Annotated in this window: 18 protein-coding genes and 1 riboswitch; of the genes, 14 read left to right on the top strand and 4 right to left on the bottom strand. The window is 72.6% G+C overall.

The window, feature by feature from the left end:
* Positions 1-113: 113 nt before the first annotated feature.
* A complete protein-coding gene (gene purN, locus OOK31_RS13405) occupies positions 114-737 on the top strand; it encodes a phosphoribosylglycinamide formyltransferase (protein ID WP_267012679.1) in 624 nt (207 codons plus the stop codon).
* Complete coding sequence (purH, locus tag OOK31_RS13400) at positions 734-2,308, top strand: bifunctional phosphoribosylaminoimidazolecarboxamide formyltransferase/IMP cyclohydrolase (protein WP_267012678.1); 1,575 nt, start codon at positions 734-736, stop codon at positions 2,306-2,308. Before purN ends, purH begins: the two co-directional genes overlap by 4 nt.
* Before the next feature lie 75 nt (positions 2,309-2,383).
* Here the strand turns inward: purH and OOK31_RS13395 are convergent, their stop codons facing one another.
* Positions 2,384-2,974 carry a hypothetical protein gene (locus OOK31_RS13395; RefSeq protein WP_267012677.1) on the bottom strand — a complete coding sequence of 197 codons (591 nt, stop codon included), beginning with the start codon at positions 2,972-2,974 and terminating at the stop codon, positions 2,384-2,386.
* A gap of 254 nt (positions 2,975-3,228) precedes the next feature.
* Between OOK31_RS13395 and OOK31_RS13390 the strand changes: the two genes are divergently transcribed.
* The 6 genes from OOK31_RS13390 to OOK31_RS13365 all read left to right on the top strand — a co-directional run bounded on the left by OOK31_RS13390 (position 3,229) and on the right by OOK31_RS13365 (position 9,224).
* Entirely contained in the window at positions 3,229-4,089 is an 861-nt protein-coding gene (locus OOK31_RS13390) for a bifunctional methylenetetrahydrofolate dehydrogenase/methenyltetrahydrofolate cyclohydrolase (RefSeq protein ID WP_267012676.1), read from the top strand.
* A complete protein-coding gene (locus tag OOK31_RS13385) occupies positions 4,079-4,642 on the top strand; it encodes a DUF3017 domain-containing protein (RefSeq protein WP_267012674.1) in 564 nt (187 codons plus the stop codon). Before OOK31_RS13390 ends, OOK31_RS13385 begins: the two co-directional genes overlap by 11 nt.
* A gap of 364 nt (positions 4,643-5,006) precedes the next feature.
* Positions 5,007-5,996 (top strand): malate dehydrogenase, encoded by a 990-nt coding sequence (locus OOK31_RS13380; RefSeq protein WP_267012673.1) that lies wholly within the window; start codon positions 5,007-5,009, stop codon positions 5,994-5,996.
* A 131-nt stretch (positions 5,997-6,127) separates the two neighbouring features.
* Positions 6,128-7,927, top strand: a complete 1,800-nt coding sequence (locus tag OOK31_RS13375) for a hypothetical protein (protein WP_267012672.1) — start codon at positions 6,128-6,130, stop codon at positions 7,925-7,927.
* Positions 7,917-8,288 (top strand): hypothetical protein, encoded by a 372-nt coding sequence (locus OOK31_RS13370; RefSeq protein WP_267012671.1) that lies wholly within the window; start codon positions 7,917-7,919, stop codon positions 8,286-8,288. Before OOK31_RS13375 ends, OOK31_RS13370 begins: the two co-directional genes overlap by 11 nt.
* A 3-nt stretch (positions 8,289-8,291) precedes the next feature.
* Positions 8,292-9,224 (top strand): hypothetical protein, encoded by a 933-nt coding sequence (locus tag OOK31_RS13365; protein ID WP_267012670.1) that lies wholly within the window; start codon positions 8,292-8,294, stop codon positions 9,222-9,224.
* Between the two features lie 15 nt (positions 9,225-9,239).
* Here the strand turns inward: OOK31_RS13365 and OOK31_RS13360 are convergent, their stop codons facing one another.
* Positions 9,240-9,749, bottom strand: coding sequence for a carboxymuconolactone decarboxylase family protein (locus OOK31_RS13360; protein WP_267012669.1), 510 nt, complete (start codon positions 9,747-9,749; stop codon positions 9,240-9,242).
* Positions 9,750-9,795: 46 nt separating this feature from the next.
* Here OOK31_RS13360 and OOK31_RS13355 point away from each other — a divergent pair, with 46 nt between their 5' ends.
* Complete coding sequence (locus tag OOK31_RS13355) at positions 9,796-11,208, top strand: PLP-dependent aminotransferase family protein (RefSeq protein WP_267012668.1); 1,413 nt, start codon at positions 9,796-9,798, stop codon at positions 11,206-11,208.
* 497 nt (positions 11,209-11,705) lie between these two features.
* Here OOK31_RS13355 and OOK31_RS13350 read toward each other — a convergent pair whose 3' ends face one another.
* A complete protein-coding gene (locus tag OOK31_RS13350) occupies positions 11,706-12,524 on the bottom strand; it encodes a hypothetical protein (protein WP_267012877.1) in 819 nt (272 codons plus the stop codon).
* 140 nt (positions 12,525-12,664) lie between these two features.
* Here OOK31_RS13350 and OOK31_RS13345 point away from each other — a divergent pair, with 140 nt between their 5' ends.
* Entirely contained in the window at positions 12,665-12,991 is a 327-nt protein-coding gene (locus OOK31_RS13345; RefSeq protein ID WP_267012667.1) for a hypothetical protein, read from the top strand.
* Between the two features lie 14 nt (positions 12,992-13,005).
* Positions 13,006-14,217, top strand: coding sequence for a glutathionylspermidine synthase family protein (locus OOK31_RS13340; protein WP_267012666.1), 1,212 nt, complete (start codon positions 13,006-13,008; stop codon positions 14,215-14,217).
* A 48-nt stretch (positions 14,218-14,265) separates the two neighbouring features.
* Here OOK31_RS13340 and rocD read toward each other — a convergent pair whose 3' ends face one another.
* Positions 14,266-15,471, bottom strand: coding sequence for an ornithine--oxo-acid transaminase (rocD, locus tag OOK31_RS13335; RefSeq protein WP_267012665.1), 1,206 nt, complete (start codon positions 15,469-15,471; stop codon positions 14,266-14,268).
* A 100-nt stretch (positions 15,472-15,571) separates the two neighbouring features.
* Positions 15,572-15,662, top strand: a riboswitch (ZMP/ZTP riboswitch).
* 35 nt (positions 15,663-15,697) lie between these two features.
* Here rocD and glyA point away from each other — a divergent pair.
* The 3 genes from glyA (at position 15,698) to OOK31_RS13320 (ending at position 19,146) form a co-directional block, all read left to right on the top strand.
* A complete protein-coding gene (gene glyA, locus OOK31_RS13330; protein ID WP_267012664.1) occupies positions 15,698-16,969 on the top strand; it encodes a serine hydroxymethyltransferase in 1,272 nt (423 codons plus the stop codon).
* A gap of 466 nt (positions 16,970-17,435) precedes the next feature.
* Positions 17,436-18,449, top strand: a complete 1,014-nt coding sequence (gene trpS, locus OOK31_RS13325) for a tryptophan--tRNA ligase (RefSeq protein ID WP_267012662.1) — start codon at positions 17,436-17,438, stop codon at positions 18,447-18,449.
* A gap of 85 nt (positions 18,450-18,534) precedes the next feature.
* Positions 18,535-19,146, top strand: a complete 612-nt coding sequence (locus OOK31_RS13320; protein WP_267012661.1) for a 2'-5' RNA ligase family protein — start codon at positions 18,535-18,537, stop codon at positions 19,144-19,146.
* The last annotated feature ends 50 nt before the right edge of the window (positions 19,147-19,196 follow it).

Below are 19,196 nucleotides of genomic sequence, written 5' to 3'. Positions count from 1 at the left end.
GTATCGTTGCAGGCGGTCGGTGGCTTCGTATGGTTCCCCGTATATCGGTACCCCGAAGTTTCATGCGATCACACAAGACGAACAACGGCATTCCCGTAAGAAAGGGCCCCTCCATGCCCGCCTCCCGCCTGGTCGTGCTGGTCTCCGGCTCCGGCACCAACCTCCAGGCCCTGCTCGACGCCATCGACGCGCACCCCGGCGGAGCCGAGGGCTTCGGCGCGGAAGTGGTCGCCGTGGGGGCCGACCGCGAGAACATCGCCGGCCTCGAAAGGGCGGAGAAGGCGGGCATCCCGACCTTCGTGTGCCCGGTCAAGGCCTACGGGAGCCGTGAGGAGTGGGACGCGGCGCTGACCGCGGCCACTGCCGCGCACGCGCCGGACCTCGTCGTCTCCGCCGGCTTCATGAAGATCGTCGGCAAGAGCTTCATCGACGGCTTCGGCGGCCGGTTCATCAACACCCACCCCGCCCTCCTCCCGGCCTTCCCCGGCGCGCACGGGGTGCGCGACGCCCTCGCGTACGGGGCGAAGGTCACCGGCTGCACGGTCCACTTCGTGGACGGCGGCGTGGACACCGGTCCGATCATCGCCCAGGGTGTGGTCGAGATCCGGGACGGGGAGGACGAGGCCGCGCTCCATGAGCGCATCAAGGAAGTCGAGCGCCAGCTGCTCGTCGACGTCGTGGGGCGCCTGGCCCGGCACGGCTACCGCATTGAGGGACGAAAGGTAACAATCCAGTGACCGCCGTAGAGACCACCACCCAGCGGCCGATCCGTCGTGCGCTCGTCAGCGTCTACGACAAGACGGGACTGGAAGAGCTGGCCCGCGGCCTGCACGAGGCGGGCGTCGCGCTCGTCTCCACCGGGTCCACCGCCTCCAGGATCGCGGCGGCCGGTGTGCCCGTCACCAAGGTCGAGGAGCTCACCGGCTTCCCCGAGTGCCTCGACGGACGCGTCAAGACCCTCCACCCGCGCGTGCACGCCGGCATCCTCGCCGACCTGCGCCTGGAGGACCACCGCAACCAGCTCGCCGAGCTGGGCGTCGAGCCCTTCGACCTGGTGATCGTCAACCTGTACCCCTTCCTCGCGACCGTCCAGTCGGGTGCCACCCCGGACGAGTGCGTGGAGCAGATCGACATCGGCGGCCCGTCGATGGTCCGCGCCGCCGCCAAGAACCACCCCTCGGTCGCGGTCGTCACCAGCCCCGCCCGCTACGCCGACGTGATCGCGGCCGCCCAGGGCGGCGGCTTCGACCTGACGGCCCGCAAGCGGCTCGCGGCCGAGGCCTTCCAGCACACCGCCGCGTACGACGTCGCCGTGGCCTCCTGGTTCACGAACGCGTACGCCCCGGAGGGCGAGGAGGGCGCGCTGCCCGAGTTCCTGGCCGGAGCCTGGGAGCGCAAGTCGATCCTGCGCTACGGCGAGAACCCGCACCAGGCCGCCGCCCTCTACACCGACGGCCAGCCGGGCGGCATCGCCAACGCCGAGCAGCTGCACGGCAAGGAAATGTCCTTCAACAACTACGTGGACACCGAGGCCGCCCGCCGGGCCGCCTACGACCACGAAGAGCCCTGCGTCGCGATCATCAAGCACGCCAACCCGTGCGGGATCGCCGTGGACTCCGACGTCGCCGCCGCGCACCGTAAGGCGCACGCCTGCGACCCGCTGTCGGCCTTCGGCGGCGTCATCGCCGTCAACCGCCCGGTGACCGTGGCCATGGCCGAGCAGGTCGCGGAGATCTTCACCGAGGTCATCGCGGCCCCGGCCTACGAGGACGGCGCCCTGGAGGTGCTGGCCAAGAAGAAGAACATCCGCGTCCTGAAGGTGGACGGCACCCCGCACCAGCCGGGCGACCTCAAGCCCGTCAGCGGCGGCGCGCTGCTCCAGCAGAGCGACCTGTTCCAGGCCGAGGGCGACGACCCGGCCAACTGGACCCTCGCCACCGGCGACGCGCTGTCGGCCGAGGAGCTGGCCGAGCTCGCCTTCGCGTGGAAGGCCTGCCGCGCCGTGAAGTCCAACGCGATCCTGCTCGCCAAGGACGGCGCCTCGGTCGGCGTCGGCATGGGCCAGGTCAACCGCGTGGACTCGGCGAAGCTGGCCGTCGAGCGGGCGGGCGCCGAGCGCGCGCAGGGCTCGTACGCCGCCTCCGACGCGTTCTTCCCCTTCCCGGACGGGCTGGAGATCCTGACCGGCGCGGGCATCAAGGCCGTCGTCCAGCCGGGCGGTTCGGTCCGTGACGAGCAGGTCGTCGAGGCCGCGAAGAAGGCCGGCGTGACGATGTACTTCACCGGTACCCGCCACTTCTTCCACTGACGGGCCCCGAACACGGCGAAGGCCGCGTCCCGCACTGCGGGACGCGGCCTTCGCGTAGGTACTGCCGTCAGCGGGTCAGCGCTGGCGGTTGAACCAGGCTGCGCCGTCCGACTTCGCCACGAAGACGATGATCAGGATCAGCAGGACCAGGTGCACCAGGCTGAGCGGGAAGAACGGGTACAGGCTCAGCACGAGGCCGAGCGAGGCGTACACGATGGTGCCGATACGGGCACCGTTGCCGCCCTTGCCCATCTGGATCGCCAGCACGATGGACGCGATCATGTAGACCACGGCCAGGGCGATCAGCGCGTACAGCACGCCGGAGCCGAGCTTGGCCATGTCCTCGAACTGGGCGTTGCCCTGGAGTTCCGGCTCGTCCTTCAGCTTCTGGATCAGCGCGATCGCCGCGAAGAGGACGCCGATGCCGATGACCTGGAGACCGGCGATCACCCAGAGCATGACGCGCGCAGCCTTCACCCCGCCCGGCATCGTGACCGGGCCGCCCGGGTAGCCACCCGGGTACGCCTGCGCCGCGCCGGCCGGGTAGCCGTAGCCGCCCTGGGCCGGGACGCCCTGCGGGGCCTGCTGCGGGTAGCCGTAACCGGGCTGGCCCTGCGGGGCCTGCGGCTGCTGCCCGTAAGGGTTGTTCGGGTCGCCGAAGCTCATCTGGGTGTTTCCTCCGTGAAGTGCGGGGACGCACGGCAGGCGTGGAGGACACCTGCGTTATGCGGTCCGCCCCCCGGCACTGCCCGCGGCACTCTTTCCGACATCGTGCTGTGCGGTCATCGTGGTCCGGACGGACCGGGATTGTCCAGCCGGTTCACGGGGCGCGCCACACTTGTTGTGCAAGTGCAATCAACCGTCCGGCCCGGTGTCCACCCGACTGGAACCGGGGCCGCTCCATCCGGGAGGATGCCCGCATGACCGCCCAGATTCTCGATGGCAAGGCCACCGCAGCCGCGATCAAGTCCGAACTGACCGTCCGAGTGGCGGCGCTGAAGGCCCGGGGCATCACCCCGGGTCTCGGCACCCTGCTGGTCGGCGACGATCCGGGCAGCCGCTGGTACGTCAACGGCAAGCACAAGGACTGCGCCGAGGTCGGCATCGCCTCCATCCAGCGCGAACTGCCCGCCACCGCCTCCCAGGAGGACATCGAGGAGGTCGTGCGGGAGCTGAACGCGAACCCCGACTGCACCGGCTACATCGTCCAACTCCCGCTCCCCAAGGGCATCGACACCAACCGCGTCCTGGAACTGATGGACCCCGCCAAGGACGCGGACGGCCTGCACCCCATGTCGCTGGGCAAGCTGGTCCTGAACGAGCCGGGCCCGCTGCCCTGCACCCCGTACGGGATCGTCGAGCTGCTGCGCCACCACGACGTCCAGATCAACGGCGCGCACGTCGTCGTCCTCGGCCGGGGCATCACCGTCGGCCGGTCCATCGGCCTGCTGCTCACCCGCAAGTCCGAGAACGCCACCGTGACCCTGTGCCACACCGGTACGCGTGACCTGTCCGGGCTGCTGCGCCAGGCGGACATCGTCGTCGCGGCGGCCGGCGTCCCGCACCTGGTGAAGCCGGAGGACGTGAAGCCGGGCGCGGCCGTGCTCGACGTCGGCGTCAGCCGCGACGAGAACGGCAAGATCGTCGGGGACGTCCACCCGGGCGTCGCCGAGGTGGCGGGCTGGATGTCCCCGAACCCGGGCGGTGTGGGCCCGATGACCCGGGCTCAGCTGCTGGTGAACGTCGTCGAGGCGGCGGAACGGACCACCAGTGCGGGCTGAACCGGGCCCGGGCACCGGGGAGGCGGGCGGTACGGGCGGCACCGACGGTACGGAAGCCCCCGCGAAGCCCGCCGCCCGGGTGCCGGAGGAGCCGGAAGCCGCGACGGCCGCAGCCCCAGCCGTAGGAGCCGCAGCCGCAGCCACCGCCGCCGGGCCGCGGGCCGCCGCGAAGTCCCGGCGCTTCCCGTCCGTCACCCAGGACACGGCCCGCCCCGAGGGCGGCGGCCGGGCCATCCCGGGGGCCGTCTCCGCGCCCGCCCGCCAGTGGCCGATGCTCAGCGTCCTCGCCGCCACCGCGGCGGGGCTGCTGGCCACGGCTATGGGGCACCCGCGGGTCGGCTGCCTGATCATCGGGGTCGCGCTGATCGCGGCGGCGGTACTGCGGCGGCTGCTGCCCTCGGTGGGGATGCTCGCGGTGCGCTCCCGCTTCACGGACATGCTCACGTACGGGGTGCTGGGCGTGGCGATCACGCTGCTCGCGCTGGTGATGGAGCCCAAGCCGTGGCTGGAGGTCCCCTTCCTGGAGAGCGCGGTCCGCTTCACCGTCCGCTGAGCTCCGGCAGATCGCCCCGCGCCGCCGCGACCGCCGGGCGGGTCCCCGTACCCGCCCGGCGGGCGACGTCGGCGTCAGATCCGTGGGGCCGCCGGACGGGTGAGGTCTTCCGTGCGGAACAGGGCCGCGGGAGCGGCGGAACCTTCGATCCGGGGGGTCCGTGTGCGACGGACCACAGGGACCGGGGGGTGCGGGGCCCCGCGGGTCGGATAGCCTGACCGCGGATGTCTCTTCACGTCAAGATTCACAGGACAGGGAAGCGGCGTCCTCCCGGCATCCCGGGCCCGGAACACGGGTCCCGGCGCACGGGATTCAGCACATGGGGCGGGTACGCCCCACCGCCAGCTGTCTAACGGAGAAGGCCATGACCCGCACTCCCGTGAATGTCACCGTGACCGGCGCCGCCGGCCAGATCGGCTACGCCCTGCTCTTCCGCATCGCGTCCGGCCACCTGCTCGGCGCGGACGTGCCGGTCAGGCTGCGCCTCCTGGAGATCCCCCAGGGCATGAACGCCGCCGCGGGCACCGCCATGGAGCTCGACGACTGCGCCTTCCCGCTGCTCGCCGGCATCGACATCTTCGACGACCCGAACAAGGGCTTCGAGGGCGCCAACGTCGCGCTGCTCGTGGGCGCCCGCCCGCGTACCAAGGGCATGGAGCGCGGTGACCTGCTCGCCGCGAACGGCGGCATCTTCAAGCCGCAGGGCAAGGCCATCAACGACCACGCCGCGGACGACATCAAGGTCCTGGTCGTGGGCAACCCGGCCAACACCAACGCGCTCATCGCGCAGGCCGCCGCCCCGGACGTACCGGCCGACCGCTTCACCGCGATGACCCGCCTGGACCACAACCGCGCGATCTCGCAGCTGGCCGCCAAGACCGGTGCCGCCGTCTCCGACATCAAGCGCCTCACCATCTGGGGCAACCACTCGGCGACCCAGTACCCGGACATCTTCCACGCGGAGATCGCCGGCAAGAACGCCGCCGAGGTCGTGGGCGACGAGCTGTGGCTGGCCGACACCTTCATCCCGACCGTCGCCAAGCGCGGCGCCGCGATCATCGAGGCCCGTGGCGCGTCCTCGGCCGCCTCGGCCGCCAACGCCGCCATCGACCACGTGCACACCTGGGTCAACGGCACCGCCGCGGGCGACTGGACCTCGATGGGCATCCCGTCGGACGGCTCCTACGGCGTCCCGGAGGGCATCATCTCCTCCTTCCCCGTCACCACCAAGGACGGCAAGTACGAGATCGTCCAGGGCCTGGACATCAACGAGTTCTCCCGTACGCGCATCGACGCGTCGGTGGCGGAGCTCGTCGAGGAGCGCGACGCGGTCCGCGAGCTCGGCCTGATCTGATCACCTGATCCGACCGTCTGATCGGATCGCCTGATCTCTGCGAACGCCTTTGCGCCCCTGCCAAACCAGGCAGGGGCGCTTTGGCGGGTTTACACCTGTCGAATGATGTAGGTGGAAAATAAGGTCGGCCGGTGACCGAGCCCCTGATCCCCCCTCAGTCCACCGGCGGAGGCGGCGGGCCGGACCCGCTCCACGGCCGGCCCCCCGTGAATCCGCAGACCAGCGACGCAGGCCGGTTCCTGTGCGCGGGCACCTACCTCGACGCCACCTACCGCGACCAGGTCATCGACGAACTCTTCGTCCACGAGGAGCGGATCGCCGCCCCCTCCTACGGGTTCGACGCCACCCGCGTCCTCGCCCACGCCCTGCGCGCCCGCCGCGTCGAACTCGCCTGGGCCGCCGGAGTCCTCGGCGCCTGGTTCGTCGGCTTCGTCCTGACCGGCGGCATCCTCGTCCTGGTCGTCGCCCCCTTCCTGCTCCTGAGCCTCGGCAGATGGCTCAAGGCGCGGGAGGCACTGCTGCTGCGCTTCCTGTCGCTGATCGTCCGGATCTACGCCTGGTGGCTGCTGATCGTCGTCTTCGTCGGCTTCTGGGTGGCCGTGGCCGGCTCCCTGCGCGGACTGGGCAACCTCGGCTCCTTCCTCCTCCCCGGCGTCTCCCTCCTCGACGACTCGAGCGGCTCGAGCGGCTCGGGCTACGGCGGATACGACGACTACGGATCCTCCGGTTCCTCCGGCTCCTCCCCGACGCTCGCCGACCGGGCGCTCGTGTGGTGGGTGCCCGCCGTGTACGCCGCCGTCGTCACCGCCGTCGGACTCCAGCGCGGACACGCCGCCCGCATCATCTCCACCGACCTCTCCGAGGCCCGCTACGCCCAGCGGGAGGGCGACCCCGCCGAGAGCTCCCAGGGCGCCCGCTTCGCCCGGGTGAGCGGCCGCATCCGGCGCGAACAGCACTCCCCGCTGATCATGTACAACATCAACGACCCCTTCACCGGGTCGGGGGAGGCGTACCGGCCCTGGCACCTGTCCGTCGAACTGCGCCCCCGCGAGGACCTCGCCCCCGGCCGCACGCCCGACCCCCTCACCAACGCCGACATCGTGCGGCGCATCGAGCCGTTCCTGCACGACCTGCGCGTCCCGTCCCCGCACGGCTCCCCGCAGGCCGCGGACGCCGTACTGGACCGGCTGCGCGCCCTGGTCGTCGACCAGTGCGTGTTCCTCCCGGCGGGCGGACTGCCGCACCGCGACGGGGCGCCGCTGTCCGAGGCGCACTTCGCCGAGCACCTGGCCGGCGCGATCGAGGAGGGCGGCGAGCGCCGCCGGTACTTCCTGCGCGTCCGCGTCGGCGGCTGGGACGAGAACCTCGGCGTCACCGTCTTCGTCCGGGTCCACACCCAGGGCCACATGCTGATGCTGGAAGTCGCCCCGCACCTGCTGCTGCCCGTACGGACCACCTTCCACAACGCCGACGCCGACGCCCAGCGCCACCTGAACAACAACTGGCTCGGCAAGGCCGCCGAGGCCGTCGCGGCCACCCCCTCCTCGGTCTCCGGCTCCGTCGTCACCCTCGCCCGGGGCGCCGCCAGCTGGTGGCGGATCGCGACCGGCGGCCACGGCGGCGCCCGCCCGGAGGGGCCGGGTCTGTCGGTACGGGAGATCGCAGCCGAGGACAACGGCTCGCTCTTCCACCTCATGGACATCGACCGGTACCTGAAAACCATTCAGGACCGGGTGGTCCGGGGCGTTACCGTCGCCCTGCACGACGCCGGCTGGTACACCGAGGAGTTCGCGCAGCGCGCGGTCACCGTCGCCGCCGGCGGGGTCTTCATCCAGTCCGTGAACGACAGCGCCTTCAGCGTCGGCGGCTCCGGACACCACAACACCGCCGGCGGCGGTTCGAGCAACAGGGGGAGCGGCAGTGGTCACTGACGGAGACGAGCCCTCGGTGTCGATCGGCGAGGTCAGCGGCAGCGCCTTCAGCATCGGCGGCACCGGACACACCAACACCGTCCACCACGGCGGTACGGGGACGCCCGCGCCCGGTCCCGAGGAGCTGCTGGAGGCCGTACGCGACCTGCGTGCCGCCCTCCTGCGGCTGCCCCGCAGCGACGGGCGCACCGCCCTCGACGCCGAACTCGACGAGGCCGACGCGGAACTGGAGGGGGCCGAGGAGATCCGGGCCGGCCTGCCCGCGCGGCTGCGCGGGGCGCTGACGCGCTGGGCCCCGCTGGTGGAGACGGTGGGCGCGGCCACCGCCCTGGCCGGGCTGCTGTCCTCGCTGGGGGGCTGACCGGTGTCCTCGCCCGACGGCGCCCGCTGGAACCCGCAGTCGCAGCGCTGGGAATGGCACCCGCCGGCGCCGCAGCCGGGCCCGCAGTCCGGTCCGCAGCCGGGCCCGCAGTCCGGTCCGCAGCCGGGCCCGCAGTCCGGTCCGCAGCCGGGCCCGCTGCCGCCCCTGCCGCCGACTCCGCCGTCCCCGTACGGCTACGACGCGTGGCCCCCGGAGCCGACCCCGCCTCCGCCCCCGCCGCCGCCCGGCCCGGGCGGCCCCGGCGGGCGGCAGGAGTGGCGGACCCCGCTGCTCGTGGGGCTCGTCGCGGCCGTCGTCGGCGGGGGCGCCGTCGCGGCCTGGATGCTGCTCGGCGGCAAGGACACCCCGGCCCCGGCCGCGCAGCCGCCGTCCGCCTCGGCGGCCCCGTCGGGCCAGGGACCGGGACCGGTCCCGAGCACGGGTACGGGCTCCGCCGCGCCCTCCGGCAGCCCCAGCGCCTCCGCGAGCCCCTCCGCCGGCCCCGGCCACACGGTGGTCCGTAGCGACGGCTTCTCCGTCGCCGTCCCCACCGGCTGGGAGCGCAGCTACGACGAGACCGGCAACGGAACCTTCTACCGCCGGCCGGGCGACCGCAGCGCGCTGATCCAGATCTTCCGGATCACGGAGTCCGCGTCGACGGGCTCCTGCGAGCTGCTGCGCCTGTCCTCGCAGCGCCTCTCCGACGGGACCCCCGCCTACCGGGAGGTCTTCCTCGCCCCGGTTCCCGACGGGGCCTGCGAGCTGGTCTACGAGTACGACAGCGCCGAGTCCCACGGCCGACGCCGCGGCATGGAACGGATCGTCCCCACCGCCGACGGCACGCGCTGGGCGCTGCTGGCGGCCGGTCCCGCCGCCGACAGCACGGTCACCCGCACGAACCTGACGGCGGCGGTGGAAACCTTCCGCCCCGAGTGAGCGGGGGCGGGGGGCTCAGCCCTGCTTGTACATCCCCGGGGTGTAGTGCCCCGGGGTACTGCGGGTGGTGACGCCGATGCGGTTCCAGACGTTGATCGTCGCGATGACGGCGATCAGCTGCGCCAGCTCGCGCTCCTCGAACTGCTTCGCCGCCCGCTCGTAGACCTCGTCGGGCACGAAGCCGTCCGTCAGGACGGTGACGGCCTCCGTCAGCTCGATCGCCGCGAGCTCCTTCTCGGTGTAGAAGTGCCGCGACTCCTCCCAGGCGCCGAGCAGCACGATCCGCTCGACGCTCTCGCCCGCCGCGAGGGCGTCCTTGGTGTGCATGTCCAGGCAGAAGGCGCAGTGGTTGATCTGCGAGGCGCGGATCTTGACGAGCTCGACGAGCGCCGGGTCCAGGCCCTTCTTCGCGGCGATCTCCATGCCGATGACGGCCTTGTAGAACTCGGGGGCCAGCTTGGCCATCTGCATGCGGGGGGCGTGTTCGGCGGCGAGTCCGTCGGGGGTGTGGGTGTGGTTGCTCATGACTCCACCCTAGGAACAGGGCGGCCCACCGTTATGGTCCATGTCCATGACCGGATCTTGGGCCACTTTCGGCGCCGACCTGCACCTGGACCTCACGGCCGCGGCGGGCACCCGCGGGCTGCGGGCCGCGCTCACCGAGGCCCTGCGGGAGGCCGCGCGCAGCGGGCGGCTGACGCCCGGGACCAGACTGCCGTCCTCGCGGTCCTTCGCCGCCGACCTGGGCATCGCCCGCAACACCGTCGCCGAGGCGTACGCCGAACTCGTCGCCGAAGGCTGGCTGACGGCCCGGCAGGGCTCCGGCACCCGGGTCGCCGAACGGGCCCGCCCGCGCCGCCCCGCCGGGACCGCCCGCGCGCACCGGCCCGCCCGGCGGGGCCCCGCGTACAGCCTGGTGCCCGGCACCCCCGACCTGAGCGGCTTCCCGCGCACCGCCTGGCTCACGGCCGCCCGCCGGGCCCTGGCCGTCGCCCCCGACGCGGCCTTCGGGTACGCCGTGGACGCGCGCGGCCGGGTGGAACTGCGCGAGGCGCTCGCCGGGTACCTGGCCCGGGCGCGCGGGGTGTACACCGACCCCGACCGGATCGTGCTGTGCGCCGGCTTCGTGCACGCGCTGACCCTGCTCGGGCAGGTCCTGAAGGGGCGCCGGGTGCGGGAGGTCGCGGTCGAGGGGTACGGCCTCGACATCCACCGGCAGCTGCTGGAAGGGGCCGGACTGCGGACCCGCCCGCTCCCGCTGGACGAGGCCGGGGCCCGCACCGGCGACCTGGCCGCGCTCGGCCCCCGCACGGGCGCGGTGCTGCTGACGCCGGCGCACCAGTTCCCGACCGGCGTGGCGCTGACGCCGCAGCGGCGGGCGGCGGCGGTGGACTGGGCGCGCAGCTCGGGCGGCCTGATCCTGGAGGACGACTACGACGGGGAGTTCCGCTACGACCGCCAGCCCGTCGGCGCGCTCCAGGGCCTGGACCCCGACCGCGTGGTCTACCTCGGCACGGCCAGCAAATCCCTCGCCCCCGGGCTGCGGATGGGCTGGATGGTGCTTCCGCCGGACCTCGTGGACGAGGTACTGGAGGCGAAGGGCCGGATCGACTGGACGTCCAGCGCGGTCGAACAGCTGACCCTCGCCGAGTTCCTCACCTCCGGGGCCTACGACCGGCACGTGCGCGGCATGCGCCTGCGGTACCGGCGCCGCCGGGACGAACTCGTGGCCGCGCTGGCCGGACGCGTGCCCGTGTCCGGGATCGCGGCGGGGCTGCACGCGGTGCTGGACCTTCCGGCCGGGACGGAGCGGTCGGTGATCCAGGCCGCCGCGTGGCAGGACCTGGCGCTGGAGGGGCTCGCGCGGTACCGCCACCCGGCGTCGACGATGCCGCCGCGCGAAGCCCTGGTCGTCGGCTACGGCACCCCACCCCCGAGCACCTGGACCCCCACCCTGACGGCCCTGACGTCGACCCTCCCCTGACCCCCGCCTCAATCGCCGGCGGGGCTGGATGCGGGCCGGCGCAGCCATCCGTCTGCGGGTCCGTTGCCGGGGGCCAGCCCCCGGACCCCCGCGCCTCAAACGCCGGCGGGGCTGGGTTTGGCCGGGGTCGCTGGTCGGGTGCGGGCCCGTTGCCGGGGGCCAGCCCCCGGACCCCCGCGCCTCAAACGCCGGCGGGGCTGGATTTTGGCCGGCGTAGCCGTTCGGGTGCAGGTCCACTCCCAGCCCCGCCGGCGCTTGAGGCGCGGGCGCGGAGCGCCGTGTAGTGAGGCACGCCCATCCAGCCTCGCCGGCGTTTGAGGCGGGAACGGTGGAAGGGTGGGTAGGGGACCCCGCCCCGCGTAGCGGGCAACGGTCCGCAGACGACAGACGGGCCCGGTCACCCGAACCGGCCCCGCCCGGCCCACCGCCGGACGGAGTCCGGCGCAGCGGCGCGAAGCCGGTAAGGCCCGCCAGGGCCGCACCGCGCGAGCGGCGCGTCAAGAAGAGGAAGGCTCGCCGAAGCGGGACAGGGCCAGGGACCCGGCCAGGGCAACGGCGAAGCCGAGGATCGCCAGCCACCCCAGCCCCTCCCGCGTCCGGTCCCCGAGCCACGCCACGCCGACGACGGCCGGGCCGACCGTCTCGCCCAGCACCATCCCGGCGGTAGCCGCCGTGACGGACCCCCGCTGCAGCGCGGAGGTGAGCAGCAGGAACCCCGCCGCCCCGCCCAGCAGCAGCGCGTACAGCGCCGGGTTGCGCAGTTCCGCCACCGAGACGGAGTCGATGAGCCGTACGGCCACCTCCACCACCCCGAAGCCCGTCCCGGCGGCCAGGCCGAGTACCAGCGCGCGGGAGCGCCCCAGGAGCCGCCCGGCCGCCGCGCCCACGACCAGCACCAGCCCCGCCACCCCCAGCAGTCCCAGCTTCAGCGCGAGCGACCCCGTCCCGGAGCCCTCCTCCCCGGAGGCCAGCCCGAGCATCAGCAGCCCCGCGCACACCACCCAGACCGCGCCCCACTCCAGCCGCGACAGCCGTACCCGTAGCAGCCGCGCCGCGACCACCGCCGTCACCGCGAGGCTCGCGGCCAGCGCGGCCCCCACCGCGTAGATGGGGATGTGCCGCAGGGCGATGATCTGGAGGACGAAGCCGATGCCGTCCAGCCCGAGCCCCGCGAGGTAGCGCCACTGCCGCAGCGCCCGCAGGAACAGCGCGGTGTCCACTCCCGAGCCGGTCCCCGGCTCGGCCGCCCGCGCCGCCACCGCCTGGAGCACGGAGGCCGTACCGAAGCAGACCGCCGCACCGAGTGCGCAAACCATCCCAATCAACACGGATCGACTCTAGGGCCCGTAGCCCCGTCACGGCCGTGACAAGGGCGTGACGGTGGCCGGATTCCAAACCCCGGGGCCCCCGCTCTAGTCTGTCGGCAGCACGCCACCCAGGGGGAGCGAAACCAGCCATGGACGACAGCAGCACCGGCACCACCCGCACCACAGCCACCACCCGACGCCGTATGCGCTCCGGCGCGGTCGCCCTCGGCGGCATGGGCCTGCTCGCCGCCACCCTCGTGGCCTGCGGCAGCAGCGACGAGCCCGACAAGCGCTGCGCGTCCCGCTCCTCCCTCGACCACCTGAACATGAAGGAGTGCAAGAGCGGCGGCACCGGCTCGTACTACTACGGCGGTTCCGTCACCAAGGGCAAGGTGACCGGCGGCAGCTTCGACAAGTCCGCCGTCACCCGCGGCGGCATCGGCGGCCACAGCAGCTCCGGCTCCTCCGGCGGCTGAGGAAACCGGAACCCATGCAGCGGCACACCATCGAGCCCCGCCCCGACTGGCAGAAGACCGTCGAGGAGCAGGGACTGATCTACCCCCTCACCCGCTACCCCGACGACTCCCTGCGCCCCTACTGGGACGAGAGCGCCTACTACTCCTTCACCCTCCCCGAGGTCGAGGCGCTGGAGGACGTCGTCGAGGAACTGCACGCCATGTGCCTGGCCGCCGCCGCGCACATCGTCGAGCACGACCGCTTCGCCGACCTCGGCATCACCGACCCGAAGCTCGCCGCGCTCATCGCCGAGTCCTGGCGCCGCCGCGCCGAACAGCCCTCCCTCTACGGCCGTTTCGACCTGCGCTACGAGGGCCCGGACAGCCCCGCCAAGCTGCTGGAGTACAACGCCGACACGCCCACCTCCCTCGTGGAGGCGGCGAGCCCGCAGTGGTTCTGGATGGAGGAGCGCTTCCCCGGCGCCGACCAGTGGAACTCCCTCCACGAGCGGCTCGTCGAGGCCTGGCGCCGCCAGGCGGAGCTGCTCCCGCCCGGCCCGCTGCACTTCGCGCACTCCGAGACGGACGAGCTCGGCGAGGACCTGATGACGGTCGCGTACCTCCAGGAGACCGCCGAACAGGCCGGCCTGGAGACGCACGCCATGTCGGTGGAGCAGATCGGCTGGGACAGCCTCTCCGGCCGGTTCGTCGACGAGAAGCTCCGCTTCATCCGCAGCTGCTTCAAGCTCTACCCGTGGGAGTGGCTGGCCACCGACGAGTTCGGCCCGCAGGTCCTGGGCACCTACGACCACGGCGGCGGCTCCGGCACCACCGCCTGGATCGAACCGCTGTGGAAGATGCTGCTCGCCAACAAGGCGCTGCTGGCGATCCTGTGGGAACTCTTCCCGGACCACCCGAACCTGCTGCCCGCCTACCTCGACGGCCCGCGCGAACTGGCCGGTCCGGGCGCGAGCGGCTACGCGGCCAAGCCCCTGCTGGGCCGCGAGGGCGCCGGGGTCACCCTGCACGGGGCCGGCGAGGACGGCGAGGCCGGCGAGCCCTTCACCCCGGAGGAGGGGGAGACGTACGTCTTCCAGGCCCTCGCCCCGCTGCCCGACTTCGACGGCAACCGCGTGGTGCTCGGCGCCTGGGTGGTCGAGGAGGAGGCGGCCGGACTCGGCATCCGCGAATCGGCGGGCCCGGTCACCGACGAGTACGCCCGCTTCCTGCCCCACGTCATCCTCTAAGCGGCTTAGGGGCCCCGCGCCACCGGCGCGGGGCCCCCGCCCCTCCCGTCAGCCGGCGAGGACGGACCGCAGCTGGTCCAGGCCCCAGTCCAGGTCCTCCTTGCTGATCACCAGCGGCGGCGCGATCCGGATCGTCGACCCGTGGGTGTCCTTCACCAGCACCCCCAGTTCCATCAGCTTCTCGGAGATCTCCCGGCCCGTGCCGCGCGCCGGGTCGATGTCCACGCCCGCCCACAGCCCGCGGCCGCGTACGGCGGTCACCGCGCCCCCGCCGACCAGCAGGTTCAGCTCCCGGTGCAGGTGGTCGCCCAGCTCGGTGGCCCGCTGCTGGTACTCGCCGGAGCGCAGCATCGCGATCACCTCCAGGGCGACCGCGCAGGCGAGGGGGTTCCCGCCGAAGGTGGAGCCGTGCTCGCCGGGCCGGAACACCCCGAGGACGTCCCGGTCGGCGACCACCGCCGACACCGGCACCACGCCGCCGCCGAGCGCCTTGCCGAGGATGTACACGTCCGGCACGACCTCCTCGTGCTCGCACGCGAAGGTCTTCCCGGTGCGGCCCAGGCCCGACTGGATCTCGTCCGCCATGAACAGGACGTTCCGCTCGCGCGTCAGTTCCCGTACGCCCGCCAGGTATCCGGCGGGCGGCACCAGCACCCCCGCCTCGCCCTGGATCGGCTCCAGCAGCACGGCCACGGTGTTCTCGGTGACGGCGTGGGCGAGGGCGGTGAGGTCCCCGTACGGGACGATCTCGAAGCCGGGGGTGTACGGCCCGAAGTGGTCGCGGGCGTCGTGGTCCGTGGAGAACGACACGATGGTGGTGGTCCGGCCGTGGAAGTTGTCGGCGGCGACCACGATCTTGGCGTGCCCGTCCGGGACGCCCTTGACCTCGTAACCCCACTTGCGCGCCGTCTTCACCGCCGTCTCCACGGCCTCCGCGCCCGTGTTCATCGGCAGCACCATGTCCTTGCCGCACAGCGCGGCCAGTTCGGTGCAGAAGTCGGCGAAGCGGTCGTGGTGGAAGGCGCGCGAGGTGAGGGTGACCCGCTCCAGCTGGGCGCGGGCCGCGTCGATCAGGCGGCGGTTGCCGTGCCCGAAGTTGAGCGCCGAGTACCCGGCGAGCATGTCGAGGTACCGGCGGCCCTCCACGTCCGTCATCCACGCGCCCTCCGCCGAGGCCACGACGATCGGGAGGGGATGGTAGTTGTGCGCACTGTGTTCGTCGGCGGAGCGGATGGCAGCAGCAGTTCTCGACACGGGGTCTCCGATCGTCGTGTGACGTGGGTGGCGTCCTTCCTATCGTCGCTCGGATCGTGGGCGGAGAAACCTTCCGCGCGACGCGCCCGCTAAGGTGTGCGGTACGCACGGCGACTGGCGTACGGAGAACCAACTCCGGGGGAGTCGTGCGCGCAGGACCGCACACAGGGCCGCTCGCCTGGGCCTCGCGGGGACGAGAACTGACATCGACCCCGGAGGAACCGCCATGAGCGCGAACCACCGTCACCCCGCCCTGCTCTCCACCGACCCCGAACTGGCGTCCTTCGTCACGGCGGAGGAGACCCTCCAGGCGGAGACGCTGCGGCTGATCCCCAGTGAGAACTACGTGTCCGCGGCCGTGCTCGAAGCCTCCGGCACGGTGCTGCAGAACAAGTACAGCGAGGGCTACCCGGGCCGCCGCTACTACGAGGGCCAGCAGAACATCGACCGCGTCGAGGCGCTCGCGGTCGAACGGGCCAAGGGCCTGTTCGGGGTGGACCACGCGAACGTCCAGCCGTACTCCGGCTCCCCGGCGAACCTCGCCGTCTACCTGGCCTTCGCGAAGCCCGGCGACACCGTCATGGGCATGGCCCTGCCGATGGGCGGGCACCTCACCCACGGCTGGGGCGTCTCGGCGACGGGCTCCTGGTTCCGGGGCGTCCAGTACGGCGTCCGCGCCGACGACGGCCGCATCGACTACGACGAGGTCCGCGACCTGGCCCTCAAGGAACGCCCGAAGATCCTCTTCTGCGGCGGTACGGCCCTGCCGCGCACCATCGACTTCGAGGCCTTCGCGTCGATCGCCGCCGAAGCCGGGTCGATCCTCGTCGCGGACGTCGCCCACATCGCCGGCCTCATCGCCGGCGGGGCGCACCCCTCCCCGGCCGATCACGTCGACGTGATCTCCACGACCACCCACAAGACCCTGCGCGGGCCGCGCGGCGCGATGCTGATGTGCCGCGAGGAGCACGCGAAGGCCATCGACAAGGCGGTCTTCCCGGGCCTCCAGGGCGGCCCCCACAACCAGACGACCGCCGGCATCGCGGTAGCCCTCCACGAGGCGGCTCAGCCGTCCTTCACCGCCTACGCCCACGCGGTCGTCGCCAACGCCAAGGCGCTGGCGCAGGCCCTGCTGGGCCGGGGCTTCGACCTCGTCTCGGGCGGCACCGACAACCACCTGATCCTGATGGACCTCACCTCGCGGGGGGTGCCGGGGAAGGTCGCGGCCAAGGCGCTGGACCGGGCCGGGATCGTCGTGAACTACAACACGGTCCCGTTCGACCCGCGCAAGCCGTTCGACCCGTCCGGGATCCGCATCGGCACCCCGTCCCTGACCTCGCGCGGGCTCACCGCCGCGCACATGCCGGTGGTCGCGGACTGGATCTCCCGCGCGGTGGACGCGGCCGCCGCCTCGGACGAAGCCGCGCTGACCGTCATCCGGTCGGAGGTCACCACCCTCATGTCCGCCCACCCCGCCCCTGGGCTCCCGCTGTCCTGACCCGCCTCAACCGCCGGCGGGGCTGGAATTTGCGGGGCGTAGTTGTTCGTGTGCGGGTGCGTTGCCGGGGGCCAGCCCCCGGACCCCCGCGCCTCAAACGCCGGCGGGGCTGGATTTTGCCGGTGTGGGCGTTCAGGTGCCGGTGGGTACCTCCAGCCTCGCCGGCGTTTGAGGCGGGAACGGTGGAAGGGCGGGTAGGGGACCCCGCTCCGCGCAGCGGCAACGGTCCGCAGACGACAGACGGGCCTCGGCCACCCGAACCGGCCCCGCCCCACCACCGACGGCCGGAGGCCGGCGCAGCGGCGCGTCCCAAAGCGGTCGCTCGGCCGGGGCAAGATCCGGTCGGGCCGCTACCGCCGGGTACACCGGCCGCGCCCACCACCCACCGCCCCCGCACCAGCGGGACCGGCCGGTTTCCGGCCACCGCAGGGCCGGAGTCCGCCCCCGCACCTGAGAGAATGAGGGCATGGCTTCTGATCGTCCTCGCGCGCTCTCCGGCATCCAGCCCACCTCCGGTTCGTTCCACCTCGGGAACTACCTCGGAGCGATCCGCCAGTACGTCGCCCTGCAGGAGACGCACGACGCCTTCTACATGGTCGTCGACCTGCACGCGATCACGATGCCGCAGGATCCGAAGGATCTCCGCGCGAACACCCGTCTCTCCGCCGCGCAGCTCCTCGCGGCCGGCGTGGACCCCGAGCGCTGCACGCTCTTCATCCAGAGCCACGTCCCGGAGCACGCCCAGCTGGGCTGGGTCATGAACTGCATCACCGGTTTCGGCGAGGCCAGCCGGATGACCCAGTTCAAGGACAAGTCCGCGAAGCAGGGTGCGAACAACGCGACCGTCGGCCTGTTCACGTACCCGATCCTGCAGGTCGCCGACATCCTCCTCTACCAGGCGAACGCCGTCCCGGTCGGCGAGGACCAGCGCCAGCACATCGAGCTGACCCGTGACCTGGCGGAGCGCTTCAACCAGCGTTTCGGCGAGACCTTCACCCTGCCCGCCGCGTACATCGTCAAGGAGGTCGCGAAGATCTACGACCTCCAGGACCCGACGATCAAGATGTCGAAGTCCGCGCCGTCTCCCAAGGGCCTGATCAACCTCCTCGACGAGCCCAAGGTCACCGAGAAGAAGATCAAGAGCGCGGTCACCGACACCGAGGCGGAGATCCGCTTCGACACCGAGAAGAAGCCCGGCGTCAGCAACCTGCTCACGATCTACTCCACCCTCACGGGCGAGACGATCCCGGCCCTGGAGGCCAAGTACGAGGGCAAGGGCTACGGCGCGCTCAAGACGGACCTCGCCGGCGTGATGGTCGACTTCGTCACACCCTTCAAGCAGCGCACCCAGGAGTACCTGGACGACCCGGAGACCCTGGACTCCCTGCTGGCCAAGGGCGCGGAGAAGGCCCGTGCGGTCGCCGCCGAGACCCTGGCGCAGACCTACGACCGCCTCGGTTTCCTGCCCGCCAAGCACTGACGGAAAGAAGGCCCCTGGCGGCGAAGGGGGTGCTGCCGCCACACTGAAGCGGCAGCACCTACCCCTAGACACGGAGGAGACCCACGTGGGGACCGTAACGCTCGGCGTTTCGATCGCGGTCCCGGAGCCGTACGGCAGCCAGCTCCAGGAGCTGCGCGCCGGCTTCGGGGACGCCGCCGCGCACGGCATCCCCACGCACGTCACCCTCGTACCGCCGACCGAGGTGGAGGCGGACCGGCTGCCCGGGATCCGCCGGCACCTGGCCGAGGTCGCCGGGGCCTTCCGTTCGTTCGCGATGCGTCTGGAGGGGACGGGAACCTTCCGCCCCCTCTCGCCGGTCGTCTTCGTCCAGCTCGTCGAGGGCGCCCCGGGCTGTACCCGCCTCCAGGGGCAGGTCCGGGACCCGCAGGGGCCCCTCAGCCGTGAGCTGGCCTTCCCGTACCACCCGCACGTCACCGTCGCCCACGGGATCCCCGAGGAGGCGATGGACCGGGCGTTCGCCGAGCTCGCCGACTACGCCGCCGAGTGGCTGTGCGAGGGCTTCGCGCTCTACGAGCAGGGCTCGGACGGGGTCTGGCGCAAACTGCGCGAGTACCCCTTCGGCAACGGCCCGACGGGCCCGGCCGGCCCGGTCGGCGCCGCGGGCGTGCCCGCGCAGTCAGGTTCGGCCACCGTCACGGTCGTGCGGCGCTCCTGACGCAGCGGTCGCAGGGTCCGGGCGGCATGGAACCGGAGCCTGCGCAGGAC

Source organism: Streptomyces sp. NBC_00249 (genome assembly GCF_026342355.1).
Classification (GTDB): Bacteria; Actinomycetota; Actinomycetes; order Streptomycetales; family Streptomycetaceae; genus Streptomyces.
This window is presented reverse-complemented; position numbering and strand designations above follow the sequence as displayed.

Bases quoted from the DNA above. Each gene is read 5' to 3' on its own strand.
- purN (WP_267012679.1), top strand. From the start codon at position 114: ATGCCCGCCTCCCGCCTGGTCGTGCTGGTCTCCGGCTCCGGCACCAAC.
- OOK31_RS13395 (WP_267012677.1), bottom strand. From the start codon at position 2,974: ATGAGCTTCGGCGACCCGAACAACCCTTACGGGCAGCAGCCGCAGGCC.
- OOK31_RS13390 (WP_267012676.1), top strand. From the start codon at position 3,229: ATGACCGCCCAGATTCTCGATGGCAAGGCCACCGCAGCCGCGATCAAG.
- OOK31_RS13380 (WP_267012673.1), top strand. From the start codon at position 5,007: ATGACCCGCACTCCCGTGAATGTCACCGTGACCGGCGCCGCCGGCCAG.
- OOK31_RS13360 (WP_267012669.1), bottom strand. From the start codon at position 9,749: ATGAGCAACCACACCCACACCCCCGACGGACTCGCCGCCGAACACGCC.
- OOK31_RS13355 (WP_267012668.1), top strand. From the start codon at position 9,796: ATGACCGGATCTTGGGCCACTTTCGGCGCCGACCTGCACCTGGACCTC.
- OOK31_RS13350 (WP_267012877.1), bottom strand. From the start codon at position 12,524: ATGGTTTGCGCACTCGGTGCGGCGGTCTGCTTCGGTACGGCCTCCGTG.
- OOK31_RS13345 (WP_267012667.1), top strand. From the start codon at position 12,665: ATGGACGACAGCAGCACCGGCACCACCCGCACCACAGCCACCACCCGA.
- OOK31_RS13340 (WP_267012666.1), top strand. From the start codon at position 13,006: ATGCAGCGGCACACCATCGAGCCCCGCCCCGACTGGCAGAAGACCGTC.
- glyA (WP_267012664.1), top strand. From the start codon at position 15,698: ATGAGCGCGAACCACCGTCACCCCGCCCTGCTCTCCACCGACCCCGAA.
- trpS (WP_267012662.1), top strand. From the start codon at position 17,436: ATGGCTTCTGATCGTCCTCGCGCGCTCTCCGGCATCCAGCCCACCTCC.